We start from the raw sequence: 14469 nt of genomic DNA on the forward strand, positions 1-14469 counted from the left end.
ATGCAATCTGATTACCGGGCGCGGAGATCACCCCATGGTCTTCTGGCCGTCCAGGGACTCCCGGATGATGTCGGCGTGCCCGGAGTGCTGGGCGGTCTCGGCGACGATGTGCTGGAGCACGCGCCGGAACGACCAGGTCTTGCCCTCTTCGAACCACGGCGCCTCGGGCAGCGGGTGGGAGGCATCCAGGTCGGGGAGGGTGGCCACCAGTTCGTCGGTGCGCCGTGCCACCTGCTCGTACTCGGTGAGGACGCCGGCGAGGGTCTGGTCGGGGAGCAGCGTGAACTTCGCCGCCCACGCGTCGAGCACCTCCTGGGACGGCTCGGCGCCATCCCAGTCCGAGTCCCCGCTCATGGCCGACGGGCCGTCCAGGATGAAGTCCACCCACGCGCTCTCGACCTCGGCGACGTGCTTGATCAGTCCACCTAGGGTGAGCTCGCTGGCCGTGGTGCGCAGCCGGGCCTGCTCGTCGGTGAGGCCCTGCACCGTACGGCGCAGGAACTGGCGCTGGGTCGTCAGCGCCTCGAGCAGGTCGGCCCGCTCACCGGTCACGGTCGCCTCCGTGGTGGTCGTCGCGCTCGTCGTCATCGTGTCTCCGCCTTTCGAGCCGGTCGGTCCGTCGAGAAGAACGATACGAAGCACTGGTGCCACTTTCTGTCCTGAATTGCCGGAGACTGGGAAACATGGCGAACACGAGCTCCCGGACACTTCGGCTGCTCTCACTCCTGCAGACCCACCGGTACTGGCCGGGGGCGGAGCTCGCGGACCGGCTCGAGGTGTCGGTCCGCACCCTGCGCCGCGACATCGACCGGCTGCGCGAGCTCGGCTACCCGGTGGAGGCCAACCGCGGCGTCGACGGCGGCTACCAGCTCGCCCCGGGGGCGGCGCTCCCGCCGCTGGTGCTGGACGACGAGGAGGCCGTTGCCCTCGCCGTCGGTTTGCAGACCGCCGTGCAGAGCGGGGTCTCGGGGGTCGCGGAGTCGTCGGTGCGCGCTCTCGCGAAGGTGGTGCAGGTGATGCCACCCCGGCTGCGACGGCGGGTGGAGGCCCTGCGCGCGATGACGGTCCCCGCCGCATGGGGCGGGGGTACGGGCCCGACCGTCGACCCCGGGGACCTCACCGTCCTCGCCCAGGCCTGCCGCGACACCGAACGCCTCGAGTTCGGCTACACCGCGTCGAGCGGCGAGCGCACCGAACGCCACGTCGAGCCGTTGCGCCTCGTCCCGCTGGGACGCCGCTGGTACCTCGTCGCCTACGACCTCGTCCGGCACGACTGGCGCAGCTTCCGCCTCGACCGGCTCGACCGGCCCCGCAGCACCGGCGTCCGGTTCCGCACCCGCGAGCTTCCCGCCGAGGACGCCGCGACGTTCGTCCGGGAGAGGATGGTTCAGCTACCGGCCTCGTACGCCGTCGAGGTGCTGGTCGACGCCCCGGCGGAGACCGTCCGGGGGCACATCGGCCGGTGGGCCACGGTCGAGGAGGCCGACGAGCACCGGTGCGTGATGCGGATGCGCACCGACTCGCTGGACTGGCCGGCGATGGCACTCGGCTCGCTCGGCGCGGAGTTCACCGTGCAGTCGCCGCCCGAACTGCTCGACCACCTGCGCCGCTGGGCGGGGACGTTCGACCGGGCCGCGGGCCGTGGCGCAGCCGAGCATGTCGGGAATGCGTGATCCTTCAATCAGGTTGGGCCCGGCGTGGAACTCGGAGTGCACACCTTCGCGGACGTCAGCCTCGACCCGAACGGCGTGGGGCCCGCGCAACGGGTTCGTGAGGTGGTCGAGGAGATCACGCTCGCGGACGAGGTGGGCCTCGAGGTCTTCGGGATCGGCGAGCACCACCGCCCCGACTACGCCGCGTCGGCGCCGGCGATGATCCTCGCGGCCGGGGCCGAGCACAGCTCCCGGATCCGGCTCACGAGCGCCGTCACCGTGCTGAGCTCCGACGACCCGGTGCGGGTGTTCCAGCAGTACTCCACGCTCGACCTGCTCTCCGGCGGCCGGGCCGAGATCATGGCCGGGCGCGGGTCGTTCACCGAGTCGTTCCCGCTGTTCGGGTACGACCTCGCCGACTACGACGAGCTGTTCGCCGAGAAGCTCGACCTGCTGCTGGCGCTGCGCGACGCCGAGCGCGTCACGTGGTCCGGGCGCCTTCGCCCCCCGCTGCACGACCAGCCGGTGTACCCACGGCCGGTGCAGAACCCGCTGCCCGTGTGGGTGGCCGTCGGGGGCAACCCGCAGTCGGTCGTCCGCGCCGGAGCGCTCGGACTGCCGCTGGCGCTGGCGATCATCGGTGGTGAGCCGGAGCGGTTCGTCCCGCTGGCCGACCTGTACCGCGAGGCGCTGCGGCGCACCGACCACACCGCTCAGCCCTTCAGCCTCAACCTCCACGGCTTCGTCGCCGACACCTCGCAGGCGGCGGGCGACATCTACTACCCGGGCCATTCGGACGTGATGAACCGGATCGGGCGCGAGCGCGGCTGGGGCCCGACGAACCGCGCCGCGTTCGACGCGCAGGTCGCCCTGCGCGGCGCGTACGTGGTGGGCTCGCCCGAGCAGGTGGCCGAGAAGATCCTCTTCCAGCACGAGCTGTTCGGGCACCACCGCACGCTCATCCAGTTCGCGATCGGCAGCGTCCCGCATCGGGACGTGCTGCGCGCCATCGAACTGTTCGGCACCGAGGTCGCGCCGCTGGTGCGGGCCGAGGTGGCACGCCGCGCGGGCGCGACGGCGGGGGCCACCTCCTGACGCGGCCCCCGCGCTAGTGCACCGAGCGGATCGTTCCGCCGTCGACCCTGAGCGTCGCGCCGCTCACGTAGGCGGCGAACGGGGAGGCCAGGTACACCACGGCGGCGGCGATCTCCTCGGGGCGGCCGAACCGGCCCACGTCGTTCGGCACCCAGTCGGCCGCCGCGTTCCGCTCGATCTCCTCCCAGGTCTCTCCCCAGCCGTGCGCAGGGGCGATGTCGACCAGGAGGTCGCGGACCGCGTCGGTCAGGATCGCTCCCGGCGCCACGACGTTCGACGTCACGCCGGAGCCGGCCAGCTCCCGCGCGAGGGAGACCGCGAGGTTGTGCCGGGCGGCCAGCGTCGCGTTGTAGTGCGGTTGGACGGCCATCGGCTGGACCGCCAGCCCGCCGCCGATCTGGATCACGCGGCCCCAGCCGCGCTCGCGCATGAGCGGCACCAGCCGCTGGATCAGCCGGACCCCGGAGATCACGTTCACCTCGTAGGTCGTCGCCCACACCGCAGGCGTCGCCTCCGCCCATGACAGGTGGTCGTACGAGCCCGCGTTGTTGACGAGGATGTCGACCGGACCGCCGGCCAGTGCCTGGGCGACGACCGCATCGCCCCCGTCGTCGGTGACGAGATCGCCGATGGCGGCATCGGCGCGACCATCACTCGCCCGGATCGCGTCGACCACCGCCGTCACCCTGGCCTCGTCACGGCCGTGCACCACGACGTCGGCCCCCTCGGCGGCCAGCATCCTGGCGGTCGCCTCCCCCAGTCCCGCGCTCGCCCCGGTGACCAGGGCCCGTCGGCCTGTCAGCTGCACATCCATCAGTCACTCCGTCCCGACTCCTTGTCTACGACCGTAGACCTCCGGGAGCAGCGACGTCTACACTCGTAGACGTGACTCTCGACCCTCCTGCCGGGCGCCCCCGCAACGCCGCGGCCACGAGGGCGGCGATCCTGGAGTCGGCCGTCGTCGCGTTCACGCGATCCGGCTACGACGGGGCGGGTGTTCGGGAGATCGCGCAGGCGGCCGGTGTGACCGCGATGCTGGTCAACCGCTACTTCGGCTCGAAGGAGCAGCTGTTCGGCGAGGTGGTCGACGTCGTACTCGCACCGCCGACGATCGTCCCGGAGGACGCCGCCACGCTCGCCCACCGCGTGGCCGAGACGCTCACCGCCAGGACGACGCCCGAGGCAGAGCACCTCGACCCCTTCCTGCTGATGCTGCGGTCGGCCTCCAACCCGCGCGCCAACGAGATCGTCCGGGCCGGCATCGAACGGCACGCCCGGCGGCGCCTTGCCGCGTTGCTCCCCGGGCCGGGTGCGGACGAGCGCTCCGAACTGCTGCTCTCGCTCATCGCCGGCGTCTGGCTGATGCGCAAGGTGGTCGGGACAGCCGCGCTGGCCGCCATGGAGCCTGCGGCGCTGACCCGGCGCCTGGAGGAGGTGTTCGGGGCGGCCATCGCCCCGGATCCGGACGAGCCGGCCGGCCGCGACCGGGCGGAGAGCGGCGGGGCGGTCGAATAGTTTTGAACCGCCCCGCAGCGGTGGGGCGTCCGGTTACCGTCGCCCGGTGCGACGCGCGTGGCTCGGAGCGGTGGCGGTCGTCCTCGCCGTCACGGCGGCGGGCTGCACCACGGTGGTGCCGGGCCACGGGGTGGCCGCGCCGCCCGCCGGCGAAGCCGCCCCTCCTCCGGGAGACCCGCCGTCGTCGCAGCCGGTGCCGACCACGCCCGCCGGCCCGCGCAGCGGGCTCGACGTCGACGCGCTCGACGACGAGTGCCTGCTCAACGCCGCAGAGTTCGGCGACCTGGTCGGAGCGGCGGTACGGCCGCCCGCACAGGGCTCGGTCGAGCGGGGCGACGGGTCGCGCAGCTCCAGCTGCGTGGCCACCACCGGCAGGGAGCCCATCGCGATGATCAACGTCTACGCGGTGCGGTCGGGCACGCCTGCCGACTACGTCCGCACCGGGCCGGCCGGCCGTCGCGACCTGCCGGGCGTCGGCGAGGCCGCGGCAGTGATCGACACCGCCACCGGGCCGACGCTGCAGCTCGCGAGCCCGCGCTACCTCGTGACCATCCTCGTGGCCGGCCGCGTGCCCTCCGACGACGCCTGGCGCGCTGCGGCGGCCGCCGCGCTCTCCCGGCTCCCGTCGTGACGCTAGCGCTGGCTGGCCGCGTACCGCTCGGCGGCCACAGCCACGGCGGAGTCGCGAGCGGCGTTGGCCTCCTCGCTCGTCAGCGTCCGGTCGGAAGCCCGGAACCGGAGGGTGAACGCCAGCGACCGGCGGCCCGCCCCGACCTGCTCACCGGTGTAGACGTCGAAGAGCCGGACCTCCTCCAGCAGCTCGCCACCGCCGTCGCTCAGCGCCTCGGCCAGCTCGGCGGCGGGCACGGAGGCGTCGGCGACGAGTGCGACGTCCACCGCGATCGGCGGGTACGGCGACACCCGCGGTGCGGGGCGCCGGTCGTCCAGCGGGATGAGGTCGAGGTCGAGCTCCATCGCGCAGGTGCGTTCGGGCAGCCCGAGCGCCTCGACGACCTTGGGGTGCAGCTCGCCCGCGTGCCCGACGATCCAGTCGCCCACGCGCAGAGCGGCGCACCGGCCCGGGTGGAACGGCGGGTGCGTCGCCGCGGTGACGCGCAGCTCCACCCCGGCGGCCTGGCCGGCCAGCAACCCGGCCTGCACGGCGTCCGCCCAACTCGCGGGCCGGCCCGGCCCCCACCAGCCGCGCGCCTCCCGGTCGCCGGCGAGCACCGCCGAGACGTGGACGGGCTGAGCGGGCAGGGCGGCCTCGATCTGCGCGAGCTCGGCGTCGGACGGGCGGCCGTCGACGGCCGGGGCGGGCATCGGCACCGGCTTCGCGTGCGGCAGGACGACCTGGCCGATGTGGTAGAGCGCGAGATCGCTGGCGCCGCGGGCGCGGTTGCGCACCAGGGTGTCGAGCAGGCCGGGCAGGAGCGTGCCGGCGAGCTCGGCGCGATCGGCGTCGAGGGGGTTGAGCACGTGCACCGTCCGGCGGCGCGGGTCGTCGGCGGCCAGGCCGAAGGCGTCCCAGACCGTCGGATCGACGAACGGGAACGGCAGCACCTCGACGTACCCGGCCTCGGCCAGCGCCCGGGACACCGCGCGGCGGCGCTGCTGGGAGGGGGTCAGCCCGCGACCCCCGGGAGCCGACGGCAGCACCGAGGGGATCACGTCGAGCCCCTCCAGCCGCAGCACCTCCTCCACGAGGTCGGCGGGCTGCACGAGGTCGGGCCGCCACGACGGCGGCGTGGCCACGACGTGCCCGCGCCCGTCGTCGCCGGTGATGAGCTCCACCGCGCAACCGACCTGGGCGAGCCTGCGCACCGTGGCCCCGGGCGGGTAGGCGACACCCGCAACCCGGTCGGGCAGCTCCAGCGGCATCTCGACGGGGGCGGGCTGCGGCGCGGCGCCCACATCGGTGCGGCCGGGGGCGACCGTGGCACGGCCGTGCTCGACGAGCAGTTGCGCGGCGCGCTCGGCCGCCACCGGCGGCAGCTGCGGGTCGACCGTGCGCTCGAAGCGCCTCGACGCCTCGCTCGGCAGCTTGTGCCGCCGCGCGACCCGCGCGATCACCGCGGGATCGAAGTGGGCGGCCTCGATGAGGACGTCGATCCGGCCGTGCTCGTTGGCGCCGGAGATCTCCGTGGACGCCCCGCCCATCACCCCCGCCAGGCCGATCGGGCCGGAGTCGTCGGTGATCAGCAGGTCGTCGGGGTCCAGGGTGCGCTCGACGTCGTCGAGCGTGCGGAGCTTCTCCCCCGCCTCCGCCCGGCGCACCACGATCGGACCCGAGACGCGCGAGGCGTCGTAGGCGTGCAGCGGCTGGCCGAGCTCGATCATCACGTAGTTCGTGACGTCGACGATCAACGAGATCGGACGCATGCCCGCTGCCAGCAGGCGCCGTTGCATCCACCAGGGCGACGGTGCGGTGGGGTCGACCCCGTTCACCCGGCGCGCGACGAACCGGGGGCACCCGGAGTCGGCCAGCTCGACCGGCCAGGCGTCGCCGATCGACGGCGGCACCGCGACCCGCATGGCCGGGTCGGTGTAGTCGGCGTCCAGGGAGCAGGCGAGCTCGCGGGCCAGCCCGCGCACCGAGAAGCAGTAGCCGCGATCGGGCGTGACGTTCAGCTCGATGACCGCGTCGGGGTCGTCGGGCGAGAGCCCGAGCAGCGGCCGGGCGTCCTCGCCGGGTTCGCCGGTGCCCGGCGGCAGCACCAGGATGCCGGCGTGGTCGGCGCCGATGCCGAGCTCCCGCGCGGAGGCGATCATCCCGTCGGAGACGTGCCCGTAGGTCTTGCGGGCCGAGATCGCGAACCCGCCGGGCAGCACGGCGCCCGGCAGTGCGACCACGACGAGGTCGCCTGCGGCGAAGTTGCTCGCGCCGCAGATGATCCCGCGCGGCTGCGGCTCTCCCACCTCCACCTGGCACCAGCGGATCGGCTTCTTCAGCCCGGTCAGGACCTCGAACTCGAGCACCCGGCCGACGACCAGCGGGCCGGTGAGCTCCGGCGCCCGGTGGACGTCCTCGATCTCGAGACCGACCCGGACGAACGCCTCGGCCGTCTCGTCGGCGGGCGGGACCTCACCGAGCAGCTCGGCGAGCCAGGACTGGGAAACGCGCACGGAATTGCTCCTGGGGGATCAGATGCCGGAACTAGATGCCGAACGCGCGGCTGAACCGGACGTCGCCCTCGACCATGTCTCGCATGTCGGGGATGCCGTTGCGGAACATCAGCGTGCGCTCCAGGCCCATGCCGAACGCGAAGCCCGAGTAGACGTCGGGATCGACCCCGCAGGCCCGCAGGACGTTGGGGTTGACCATCCCGCAGCCGCCCCACTCGACCCAGCCGGCGCCGCCCTTCTTCTCCGGGAACCACACGTCCACCTCGGCGGACGGCTCGGTGAAGGGGAAGAACGACGTGCGCAGCCGAGTGCGTGACGCCGCACCGAACATCGCGCGGGCGAAGGCGTCGAGTGTGCCCTTGAGGTGCGCCATCGTGATGCCCTTGTCGACGGCGAGGCCCTCGACCTGGTGGAACACCGGGGTGTGGGTGGCGTCGAGGGCGTCGGTGCGGAACGTCCGCCCCGGGCACACCACGTAGAGGGGCAGGTCGCGCTCCAGCAGCGCCCTGGCCTGCACCGGGGACGTGTGGGTGCGCAACACGATGCCGGAGGACTCGGAGTCTTCCCCTGCTGTTGATTTGGCAAGGTAGAACGTGTCCTGCATGGTGCGGGCGGGGTGGTCCTTGCCGAAGTTCAGCGCGTCGAAGTTCAACCACGACGACTCGACCTCGGGACCCTCCGCCACCTCCCAGCCCATACCGACGAACACGTCGGCGATGCGCTCGGAGATCTGCGTGACCGGGTGGCGTGCGCCGCGCGGCGTGCGGTCCCAGGGCAGCGTGACGTCGACCGTCTCCTCGACCAGCACGCGCTCGTCACGCTCGGCGACCAGCACCTCCCGGCGGGCGTCGAACGCCTCCTGCGCCCGCTGGCGGGCGGCATTGACCCGCTTGCCTGCCTCGGCCCGCTCGGGGCCCGGCAGCGAGCCGAGCTCGCGGCGCGCCAGCAGCAGCGGAGCGCGGTCGCCCAGGTGGGCGGGCTTCACGGCGGCGAGCGAGGCCAGGTCGGAAGCCCCCGCGAAAGCCTGGACCGCTGCGGCTACCGCAGCGTCCAACGACTCCGGGTGAAGCTGGCTCATCACGTCCGTGCTCTCAGTCATGGTGGCTCGATCCTAGTGTCGCTCCGCTGCCGCCCTGTCGCCGCTGTGCCGCCACGCTCGCGTACAGGCACACCGCCGCGGCCGTGGCCAGGTTGAGGCTCTCCGCCCGCCCGTGGATGGGCACCCGGACGCGGTGGTCCGCCCGCTCCGCCACGGTGACCGGGACACCGTGCGCCTCGCCACCGAATATCCACGCGACGGGGCCGGCGAGCACCGCGTCAGCGGCGGGGTCGTGCAGGTCCAGCTCGCCGTGGGCGTCGGCGGCCAGCAACGTGAGGCCGGCCGCGTGGCAGGCGTCCAGCACGATGCCGGTATCCCGGTGGCGGGCCAGCGCGAGGTGGAAGACGCTGCCGGTCGACGCCCGCACCGCCTTGCCGTTGTGGGGGTCGACGGTCTCCCCGGCGAGCAGGACCGCACCGGCACCGGCGGCGTCGGCCACCCGGATGACGGTGCCGGCGTTGCCCGGGTCGGCGATACCGGCACACACCGCCACCAGCGCGGGCCGGCCTGCCAGCGCGTCGGTGAGCGGGACGTCGAGCAGATCGCAGACGGCCACCAGCCCCTGCGGGCTGACGGTGTCGGACAGCGACTCGGCGGCGCGCTCGGTGACCGGACTGATCCTGGCACCGGCGGTCGCCGCCGCCGTGACCAGCTCGGGATGCCGGGCGGCCGCCACGTCGGTGACGAACAGCTCGTGCATCCGGCCGGACCGCGGACCGGCCCACTGCGCGGCCTCGCGGACGGCCTGTGCTCCCTCAACGAGAAACCGCCCGGCCCGATCGCGGCCGGCGCGGCGAAGCAGCTTGCGGGCTGCGACGACGCGCGGCGTGCGTTCGGTTCCGGGCGGTTCGGGCACGATCGCGCCGGACGGACGGCTCAGGCCGCGGTCCCGTCCTGCGCGCCTGCCTGGGCCGGCACATTGGCCCTGGCCACCTCGACGAGCGCGGCGAAAGCAGCCGGGTCGCTGATGGCGAGCTCAGACAGGATCTTGCGGTCGACCTCGACACCCGAGGCCTTGAGGCCCTGGATGAACCGGTTGTAGGTCATGCCGTTGGCGCGGGCCGCGGCGTTGATGCGCGTGATCCACAGCTGCCGGAAGTCGCCCTTCTTGGCACGACGGTCGCGGTAGGCGTAGTTCAGCGAGTGGAGCATCTGCTCCTTCGCCTTGCGGTACAGCCGCGAACGCTGGCCGCGGTAGCCGCTCGCCAGCTCAAGGGTGGTGCGACGCTTCTTCTGAGCGTTGACCGCGCGCTTCACGCGTGCCATGGGGTGTCCTTACGTCTCTCGGTCAGGCGGGAGGGGTCAGCAGTGGAGCTGCGCTGTCAGCGGCCGAGCATCTTCTTGACGCGCTTGACGTCGGCCTTGTTCACGGGCACGACGCCGGAGAGGTCGCGGGTCTCCTTGCTCGACTTGACCTCGAGGCGGTGCCGCAGGCCGGCCTGCTGACGCATGAGCTTGCCGCCGCCGGTCACCTTGACCCGCTTGGACATCCCACTGTGCGTCTTGTTCTTGGGCATGACAGTTCCGTTCACCGGTGACACCCCAGCAGGGATGTCAGATTGGTCGTGCTGGCGTTGCGTGCCTCAGGTCTGCTGTGCGTCGGCCGGCTCCGGTGCGTCCGCCGGGGTGGCGGGTCGCGGGCGGGGCGCCGGCTTCTTGTTCGGAGCGATCACCATCGTCATGTTGCGGCCGTCCTGCTTCGGCGCAGCCTCGACCGTGCCCAGCTCCGCCACGTCCTCGGCGAGTCGCTGCAGCAGCCGGAACCCCAGCTCGGGGCGGGACTGCTCGCGGCCGCGGAACATGATGGTGACCTTCACCTTGTTGCCACCCTCGAGGAAACGCACGACGTTGCGCTTCTTGGTCTCGTAGTCATGGGTGTCGATCTTCGGCCGGAGCTTCTGCTCCTTGATCGTGGTGAGTTGCTGGTTACGGCGGGACTCCCTGGCCTTCTGCGCGCTCTCGTACTTGAACTTGCCGTAGTCCATGAGCTTGCAGACCGGCGGGCGGGCCTGAGCCGCGACCTCGACGAGGTCGAGCTCGGCCTCCTGCGCGAGCCGCAGGGCGTCCTCGATACGCACGATGCCGACCTGTTCCCCGTTCGGTCCGACCAGCCGGACCTCGGGAACGCGGATGCGGTCGTTGATGCGCGTCTCTGTGCTGATGGGGTCTCCTCGTATCGACGTCGGTAGTGCGACGGAGCGGAGACCCGAACCCGACGATCACAGCCGACGAGCCTGCGGCTCATCGACGGACCGGACCCGGACACCTGGGGTGTGACGGGTGGGAGCGGGGCTCCACTTGATCGCCCTGACGCCATGTCCCAACGCGCGACAGGGTGGTCGCATTCCGCAGGATAGCAGCCCCTGGACGAGCCTCGTCCGGGCGGCCCATCTGTTCACCTGGCGGTGCGCTGACCAGCCCGAGAGGGCCGTCGCGCGGGGCGCCGAACTCCCCGCGACCATAACCCCCGGGCCGCATGGCGGCGTGGTCAGGGGCGGAGCGCCGCCTGGGAGGCGCTTCTCGGAATCAGGCGTGCCGGGCCATGCACCACTGGCGCCGCGGATCGTCGCCCAGCCGGTGATGCCCGCGCCGGAAGAACGCGCGTACGCCATTGACGACGCCCGCCGCGTATCCGAATTCGCCCGGTTCGCGCCCACCCGACCCGGCGTTGCTCGGGGTGCGGGTTGCGTTCGACGTGTTGACCTGCGCGTCTGACGAGTTCCCCTGCACGTGATCAGCCTGCACAACGCCCGGTGCAGATGCAAGAGGCACCTGCACGTGCAGGTGCCCGCGCACAGACGTGTGCTACGTCTCTTTTCTCCGCGCAAACTGCCATTCGGCCGCACCCACCCTCCTGACCAGCACTAACGCCGAGCCGGACACGTTGCCAAAAGTCGGACAGCTGTCAAGGAAACCGCCAGGTCCAGGTCAGGCCACCTGGGCCGTGCAAATGCACGTGCATCTGCACGCTGCTATGGTTCGTGCAACGACGCCACTGACTCAGCAAGAGCGAGGATGATGACGTGCCCCACACGGATCGCGACAGCGGTTCAGCAGTACTTCTTCAGGGCGCCGTCTGGCGCAAGAGCAGCAAGAGTGGCGCATCGGGCAACTGTGTCGAGGTAGCCGCACTCGACTCCGGCGAATTCGCGGTCCGCAATTCGCGACATCCCGCCGGGCCGGCCCTCGTCTTCACCCGTGGCGAATGGTCCGCATTCCTCGGCGGCGTGGAGAACGGCGAGTTCCGTCCCGTCTGAGCGGGGTCAGCGGGCCGCTCAGATCTCGGCGAGCACCTTTGCCATGACCTGCCGCGACTGCTCCGGCGCCACCGCATCCGCGGTCAAGCGGTCGATCGCCCTGCCGTACAGCTCTACCTCGTCCTGCCGGTCGAGGTAGAGCGCACCGCTGAGGTGCTCGACGTACACCACGTCCGGCAGTTCCGCCTCGGCGAACCGCAGGAGCGTGAACGAACCTTCCGCGGCGTACCCGCTCAGGTGGTACGGCATGACCTGGATGGTGATGTTGGGCAGCTCGGAGAGCTCGAGCAACCGCTCCAGCTGCTCCCGGAACACGGCGCTGCCGCCGATCGGCCGGTGCAGCACGGACTCGTCCAGCGTCACCCACAGCGTCGTCGGGTGGTCGCCCACGAGGATCTTCTGTCGCTGCATGCGCAGTGCGATCCGCCGCTCCGCTTCCTCGGACGCGTACCCGGGGCGTCCCCGTGTGGCGATCGACCGCGCGTACGCCTCGGTCTGCAACAGCCCCGGCACGAACTGCAGCTCGTAGGCCTGGATGCGCGCCGCCGACTCCTCCAGACCCACGAGGTCCTGGAACCAGCCGGGCATCACGTCGCTGTACCTGCGCCACCAGCCCGGCTCGTTCGCCTGCTTGACCATGTCGAGGTAGCTCTCGCGCTCCCCCGAATCCGTGATCCCGTACAGGGTCAGCAGGTCGGCGACGTCCCGCTCCTTGAAGGCGACCCGGCCGAGCTCGAGGCGCGACACCTTCGAGTCCGAGCCGCGGATCGCATAGCCGGCGTCCGCCCGCGAGATGCCGGTCGCCTCCCGCAACCGTCGCAGCTGGGCCCCGAGCACGATGCGCCGGGCCGTGGCCCCCCTGACGTGCTCCTCTCCCGCAGAGGGTGCCCCGACGGAGCCACCTGCGGACATGCACGCCTCCTCGTGAACCGTTCTCCGGAACAGGCGCACCGCTCGTCCCCGGCACTCCTGACCGGGCAAGCTACGGGAAAAAGACGCAACCGAACAGTCACCTCAGCACGGGCGCACAACGCCTCCGAGGAGCACCTCGTCGGCCGTGGTGTCACGCGACCGGGCGGAGCCACGGTCGAGTAGTTGAAGATCGCCCAGGAAGTACTCGATCTCGGTGCGGGAGCAGAAGCGGCACGAACCCCTCGCCCCGACGCTGACGACGCCTGCCACGAACCGGGCGAGTTGCCTCACGTCGCCCCGATCTCGCGAGTCGGGGAAATGCGTCACGGACGAGGGAGAAAACCGGCGGTCGACCACTCCGCCATCGCCCACGACCGACAGGCGGTCGCGCGGTCTGTCATCCACCACGGTGACCTGCTCGAACACCTGGCGGGCGCCGTCGCCGCCGCCCTTGTTGTCGGGGAAACGATCTCCGGTCGCGCACCGCGATTGCCGTCGCGCTGTCGATGATCGAGACAGGTGCTATACCGGATGTGTCGAGGAAGATTTCCGGCCCGTCGCCCGTGACAACGATCACGAATCGCCAGGAATTGTGCCGGTATCAGTCGGTACGGCGTCGCGACGAGACGTGCCGGCTTGCCGACAACAGCCTGGCGGCGGAGCCTCTTACCGGCAGGGCTATGACGACCGTCACAACCGCTCGGGAGCAGTGATGACCGATCCCACCACCACCGCGACTGCCACCGGGGCCGGGGCGAGCGCCGAGGTGTTCTGCGAGCGCCTGTTCGGCGCCGTGGTCCAGGCCCAGCTGGTGCAGGCCGCCTACCTGGGCGACCGGCTCGGCTTCTACCGCGCACTCGCCGCCGAGGCGCTCACCCCGCCCGAGCTTGCCGCGCGGACCGGCACGGCGGCGCGGTACGCGCGGGAGTGGCTGGAGCACCAGGCGGTGGCCGGCGTCCTTACCGTCGACGACGCCGGCGCCGCTCCGGAGGAGCGCCGCTTCCGGCTGCCGGCAGGCCACGCCGAGGTCCTCACCGATGTGCTCAGCCCGAACCACGTCCTGCCACTGGCCCGGATGGTGGCCGGCGTCGGACAGCACATGGATGCGCTGCTCGCGGCGTACCGCTCGGGGGGCGGCGTGACCTGGAGCGAGTTCGGCAGCGACGCCCGCGAGGCACAGGCCGCCGCCAACCGGCCGCTGTTCCTCGGTGCACTCCCCCGCGAGTACCTGCCGTCGGTGCCGGCCATCCACGAGGTGCTGCACCGGGGCGGCCGCGTGGCCGACGTCGGGTGCGGGTTCGGGTGGTCGTCCATCGGCCTGGCCCTCGCCCACCCCGGCATCACCGTGGACGGCTACGACCTGGACGAGCCCTCGATCGCCGAAGCCCGGCGCAACGCCCTCGAGGCCGGGGTGGCCGACCGGGTGCGCTTCCACTGCGCCGACGCGGCGACCGCCGAGGGGCGCTACGACCTGGCGGCGGCGTTCGAGTGCATCCACGACATGCCGGCCCCGGTGGGCGTACTCGCGACGATGCGCCGCATCGCCGCTCCCGACGGGGTGGTGCTGGTGGTCGACGAGCGGGTGGCGGAGACGTTCACCGCCCCTGGCGACGAGGTGGAGCAGGTGATGTACGGCTGGAGCATCACCTGCTGCCTGCCCGACGGGCTGGCCCACCCGCCCTCGGTGGGCACCGGCACGGTGATGCGCCCCGACACCCTGCGCCGGTACGCGCGCGAGGCCGGCTATGCCGACATCGAGATCCTCCCGATCGAGGACGACTTCTTCCGCTTCTACCGGCTCAGGTGAGCCGGG

The 14469-nt window shown here is 72.1% G+C and carries 17 protein-coding genes; 6 read left to right on the forward strand and 11 right to left on the reverse strand.

Annotated features, from left to right (window positions below; all coding sequences use genetic code 11):
• Positions 1-27: 27 nt before the first annotated feature.
• Positions 28-588 (reverse strand): DinB family protein, encoded by a 561-nt coding sequence (locus tag AC5L35_RS35625; protein WP_495064167.1) that lies wholly within the window; start codon positions 586-588, stop codon positions 28-30.
• A gap of 95 nt (positions 589-683) precedes the next feature.
• Here AC5L35_RS35625 and AC5L35_RS35630 point away from each other — a divergent pair, with 95 nt between their 5' ends.
• Both AC5L35_RS35630 and AC5L35_RS35635 read left to right on the forward strand, forming a co-directional pair.
• A complete protein-coding gene (locus tag AC5L35_RS35630) occupies positions 684-1673 on the forward strand; it encodes a helix-turn-helix transcriptional regulator (protein ID WP_495064168.1) in 990 nt (329 codons plus the stop codon).
• A 24-nt stretch (positions 1674-1697) separates the two neighbouring features.
• Entirely contained in the window at positions 1698-2747 is a 1050-nt protein-coding gene (locus tag AC5L35_RS35635) for an LLM class flavin-dependent oxidoreductase (RefSeq protein ID WP_495064169.1), read from the forward strand.
• A gap of 13 nt (positions 2748-2760) precedes the next feature.
• Here AC5L35_RS35635 and AC5L35_RS35640 read toward each other — a convergent pair whose 3' ends face one another.
• Positions 2761-3561 (reverse strand): SDR family NAD(P)-dependent oxidoreductase, encoded by an 801-nt coding sequence (locus AC5L35_RS35640; protein WP_495064170.1) that lies wholly within the window; start codon positions 3559-3561, stop codon positions 2761-2763.
• A gap of 71 nt (positions 3562-3632) precedes the next feature.
• On the opposite strand from AC5L35_RS35640, the gene AC5L35_RS35645 reads away from it, so the two are divergent.
• Complete coding sequence (locus AC5L35_RS35645; RefSeq protein ID WP_495064171.1) at positions 3633-4262, forward strand: TetR/AcrR family transcriptional regulator; 630 nt, start codon at positions 3633-3635, stop codon at positions 4260-4262.
• Positions 4263-4308: 46 nt separating this feature from the next.
• Positions 4309-4893 carry a hypothetical protein gene (locus AC5L35_RS35650; protein WP_495064172.1) on the forward strand — a complete coding sequence of 195 codons (585 nt, stop codon included), beginning with the start codon at positions 4309-4311 and terminating at the stop codon, positions 4891-4893.
• A gap of 2 nt (positions 4894-4895) precedes the next feature.
• Here the strand turns inward: AC5L35_RS35650 and pheT are convergent, their stop codons facing one another.
• From pheT to AC5L35_RS35685, 7 genes are all read right to left on the reverse strand, one after another.
• On the reverse strand, positions 4896-7388 hold the full coding sequence (gene pheT, locus AC5L35_RS35655; RefSeq protein WP_495064173.1) for a phenylalanine--tRNA ligase subunit beta: 2493 nt from the start codon (positions 7386-7388) through the stop codon (positions 4896-4898).
• Positions 7389-7419: 31 nt separating this feature from the next.
• The gene (gene pheS / locus AC5L35_RS35660) at positions 7420-8487 is read right to left on the reverse strand and encodes a phenylalanine--tRNA ligase subunit alpha (protein WP_495064174.1); all 1068 of its coding nucleotides are present in this window, start codon (positions 8485-8487) and stop codon (positions 7420-7422) included.
• Positions 8480-9343, reverse strand: coding sequence for a TrmH family RNA methyltransferase (locus AC5L35_RS35665; RefSeq protein WP_495064175.1), 864 nt, complete (start codon positions 9341-9343; stop codon positions 8480-8482). The genes pheS and AC5L35_RS35665 overlap by 8 nt, the downstream gene beginning before the upstream one ends.
• 20 nt (positions 9344-9363) lie before the next feature.
• Positions 9364-9753, reverse strand: a complete 390-nt coding sequence (gene rplT, locus AC5L35_RS35670) for a 50S ribosomal protein L20 (RefSeq protein WP_495064176.1) — start codon at positions 9751-9753, stop codon at positions 9364-9366.
• A 56-nt stretch (positions 9754-9809) separates the two neighbouring features.
• On the reverse strand, positions 9810-10004 hold the full coding sequence (rpmI, locus tag AC5L35_RS35675) for a 50S ribosomal protein L35 (protein ID WP_169396575.1): 195 nt from the start codon (positions 10002-10004) through the stop codon (positions 9810-9812).
• A 66-nt stretch (positions 10005-10070) separates the two neighbouring features.
• Positions 10071-10664 carry a translation initiation factor IF-3 gene (infC, locus tag AC5L35_RS35680; protein WP_495064219.1) on the reverse strand — a complete coding sequence of 198 codons (594 nt, stop codon included), beginning with the start codon at positions 10662-10664 and terminating at the stop codon, positions 10071-10073.
• A 349-nt stretch (positions 10665-11013) separates the two neighbouring features.
• Positions 11014-11217: a hypothetical protein gene (locus AC5L35_RS35685; protein ID WP_495064177.1), complete on the reverse strand. Its 204-nt coding sequence runs from the start codon at positions 11215-11217 to the stop codon at positions 11014-11016.
• 293 nt (positions 11218-11510) lie between these two features.
• On the opposite strand from AC5L35_RS35685, the gene AC5L35_RS35690 reads away from it, so the two are divergent.
• Positions 11511-11744 carry a DUF397 domain-containing protein gene (locus AC5L35_RS35690; RefSeq protein ID WP_495064178.1) on the forward strand — a complete coding sequence of 78 codons (234 nt, stop codon included), beginning with the start codon at positions 11511-11513 and terminating at the stop codon, positions 11742-11744.
• A gap of 18 nt (positions 11745-11762) precedes the next feature.
• On the opposite strand, the gene AC5L35_RS35695 is transcribed toward AC5L35_RS35690, so the two are convergent.
• Together AC5L35_RS35695 and AC5L35_RS35700 are read right to left on the reverse strand one after the other, a co-directional pair.
• Positions 11763-12656, reverse strand: coding sequence for a Sco1979 family transcriptional regulator (locus tag AC5L35_RS35695; RefSeq protein WP_495064179.1), 894 nt, complete (start codon positions 12654-12656; stop codon positions 11763-11765).
• Between the two features lie 102 nt (positions 12657-12758).
• Complete coding sequence (locus AC5L35_RS35700) at positions 12759-13082, reverse strand: hypothetical protein (protein WP_495064180.1); 324 nt, start codon at positions 13080-13082, stop codon at positions 12759-12761.
• A 286-nt stretch (positions 13083-13368) separates the two neighbouring features.
• Between AC5L35_RS35700 and AC5L35_RS35705 the strand changes: the two genes are divergently transcribed.
• Positions 13369-14463, forward strand: coding sequence for a class I SAM-dependent methyltransferase (locus AC5L35_RS35705; protein ID WP_495064181.1), 1095 nt, complete (start codon positions 13369-13371; stop codon positions 14461-14463).
• The last annotated feature ends 6 nt before the right edge of the window (positions 14464-14469 follow it).

Source organism: Pseudonocardia sp. OZ21 (assembly GCF_059359135.1).

Bases quoted from the DNA above. Each gene is read 5' to 3' on its own strand.
- AC5L35_RS35625 (WP_495064167.1), bottom strand. From the start codon at position 588: ATGACGACGAGCGCGACGACCACCACGGAGGCGACCGTGACCGGTGAG.
- AC5L35_RS35630 (WP_495064168.1), top strand. From the start codon at position 684: ATGGCGAACACGAGCTCCCGGACACTTCGGCTGCTCTCACTCCTGCAG.
- AC5L35_RS35640 (WP_495064170.1), bottom strand. From the start codon at position 3,561: ATGGATGTGCAGCTGACAGGCCGACGGGCCCTGGTCACCGGGGCGAGC.
- pheS (WP_495064174.1), bottom strand. From the start codon at position 8,487: ATGACTGAGAGCACGGACGTGATGAGCCAGCTTCACCCGGAGTCGTTG.
- rplT (WP_495064176.1), bottom strand. From the start codon at position 9,753: ATGGCACGCGTGAAGCGCGCGGTCAACGCTCAGAAGAAGCGTCGCACC.
- rpmI (WP_169396575.1), bottom strand. From the start codon at position 10,004: ATGCCCAAGAACAAGACGCACAGTGGGATGTCCAAGCGGGTCAAGGTG.
- AC5L35_RS35695 (WP_495064179.1), bottom strand. From the start codon at position 12,656: ATGTCCGCAGGTGGCTCCGTCGGGGCACCCTCTGCGGGAGAGGAGCAC.
- AC5L35_RS35705 (WP_495064181.1), top strand. From the start codon at position 13,369: ATGACCGATCCCACCACCACCGCGACTGCCACCGGGGCCGGGGCGAGC.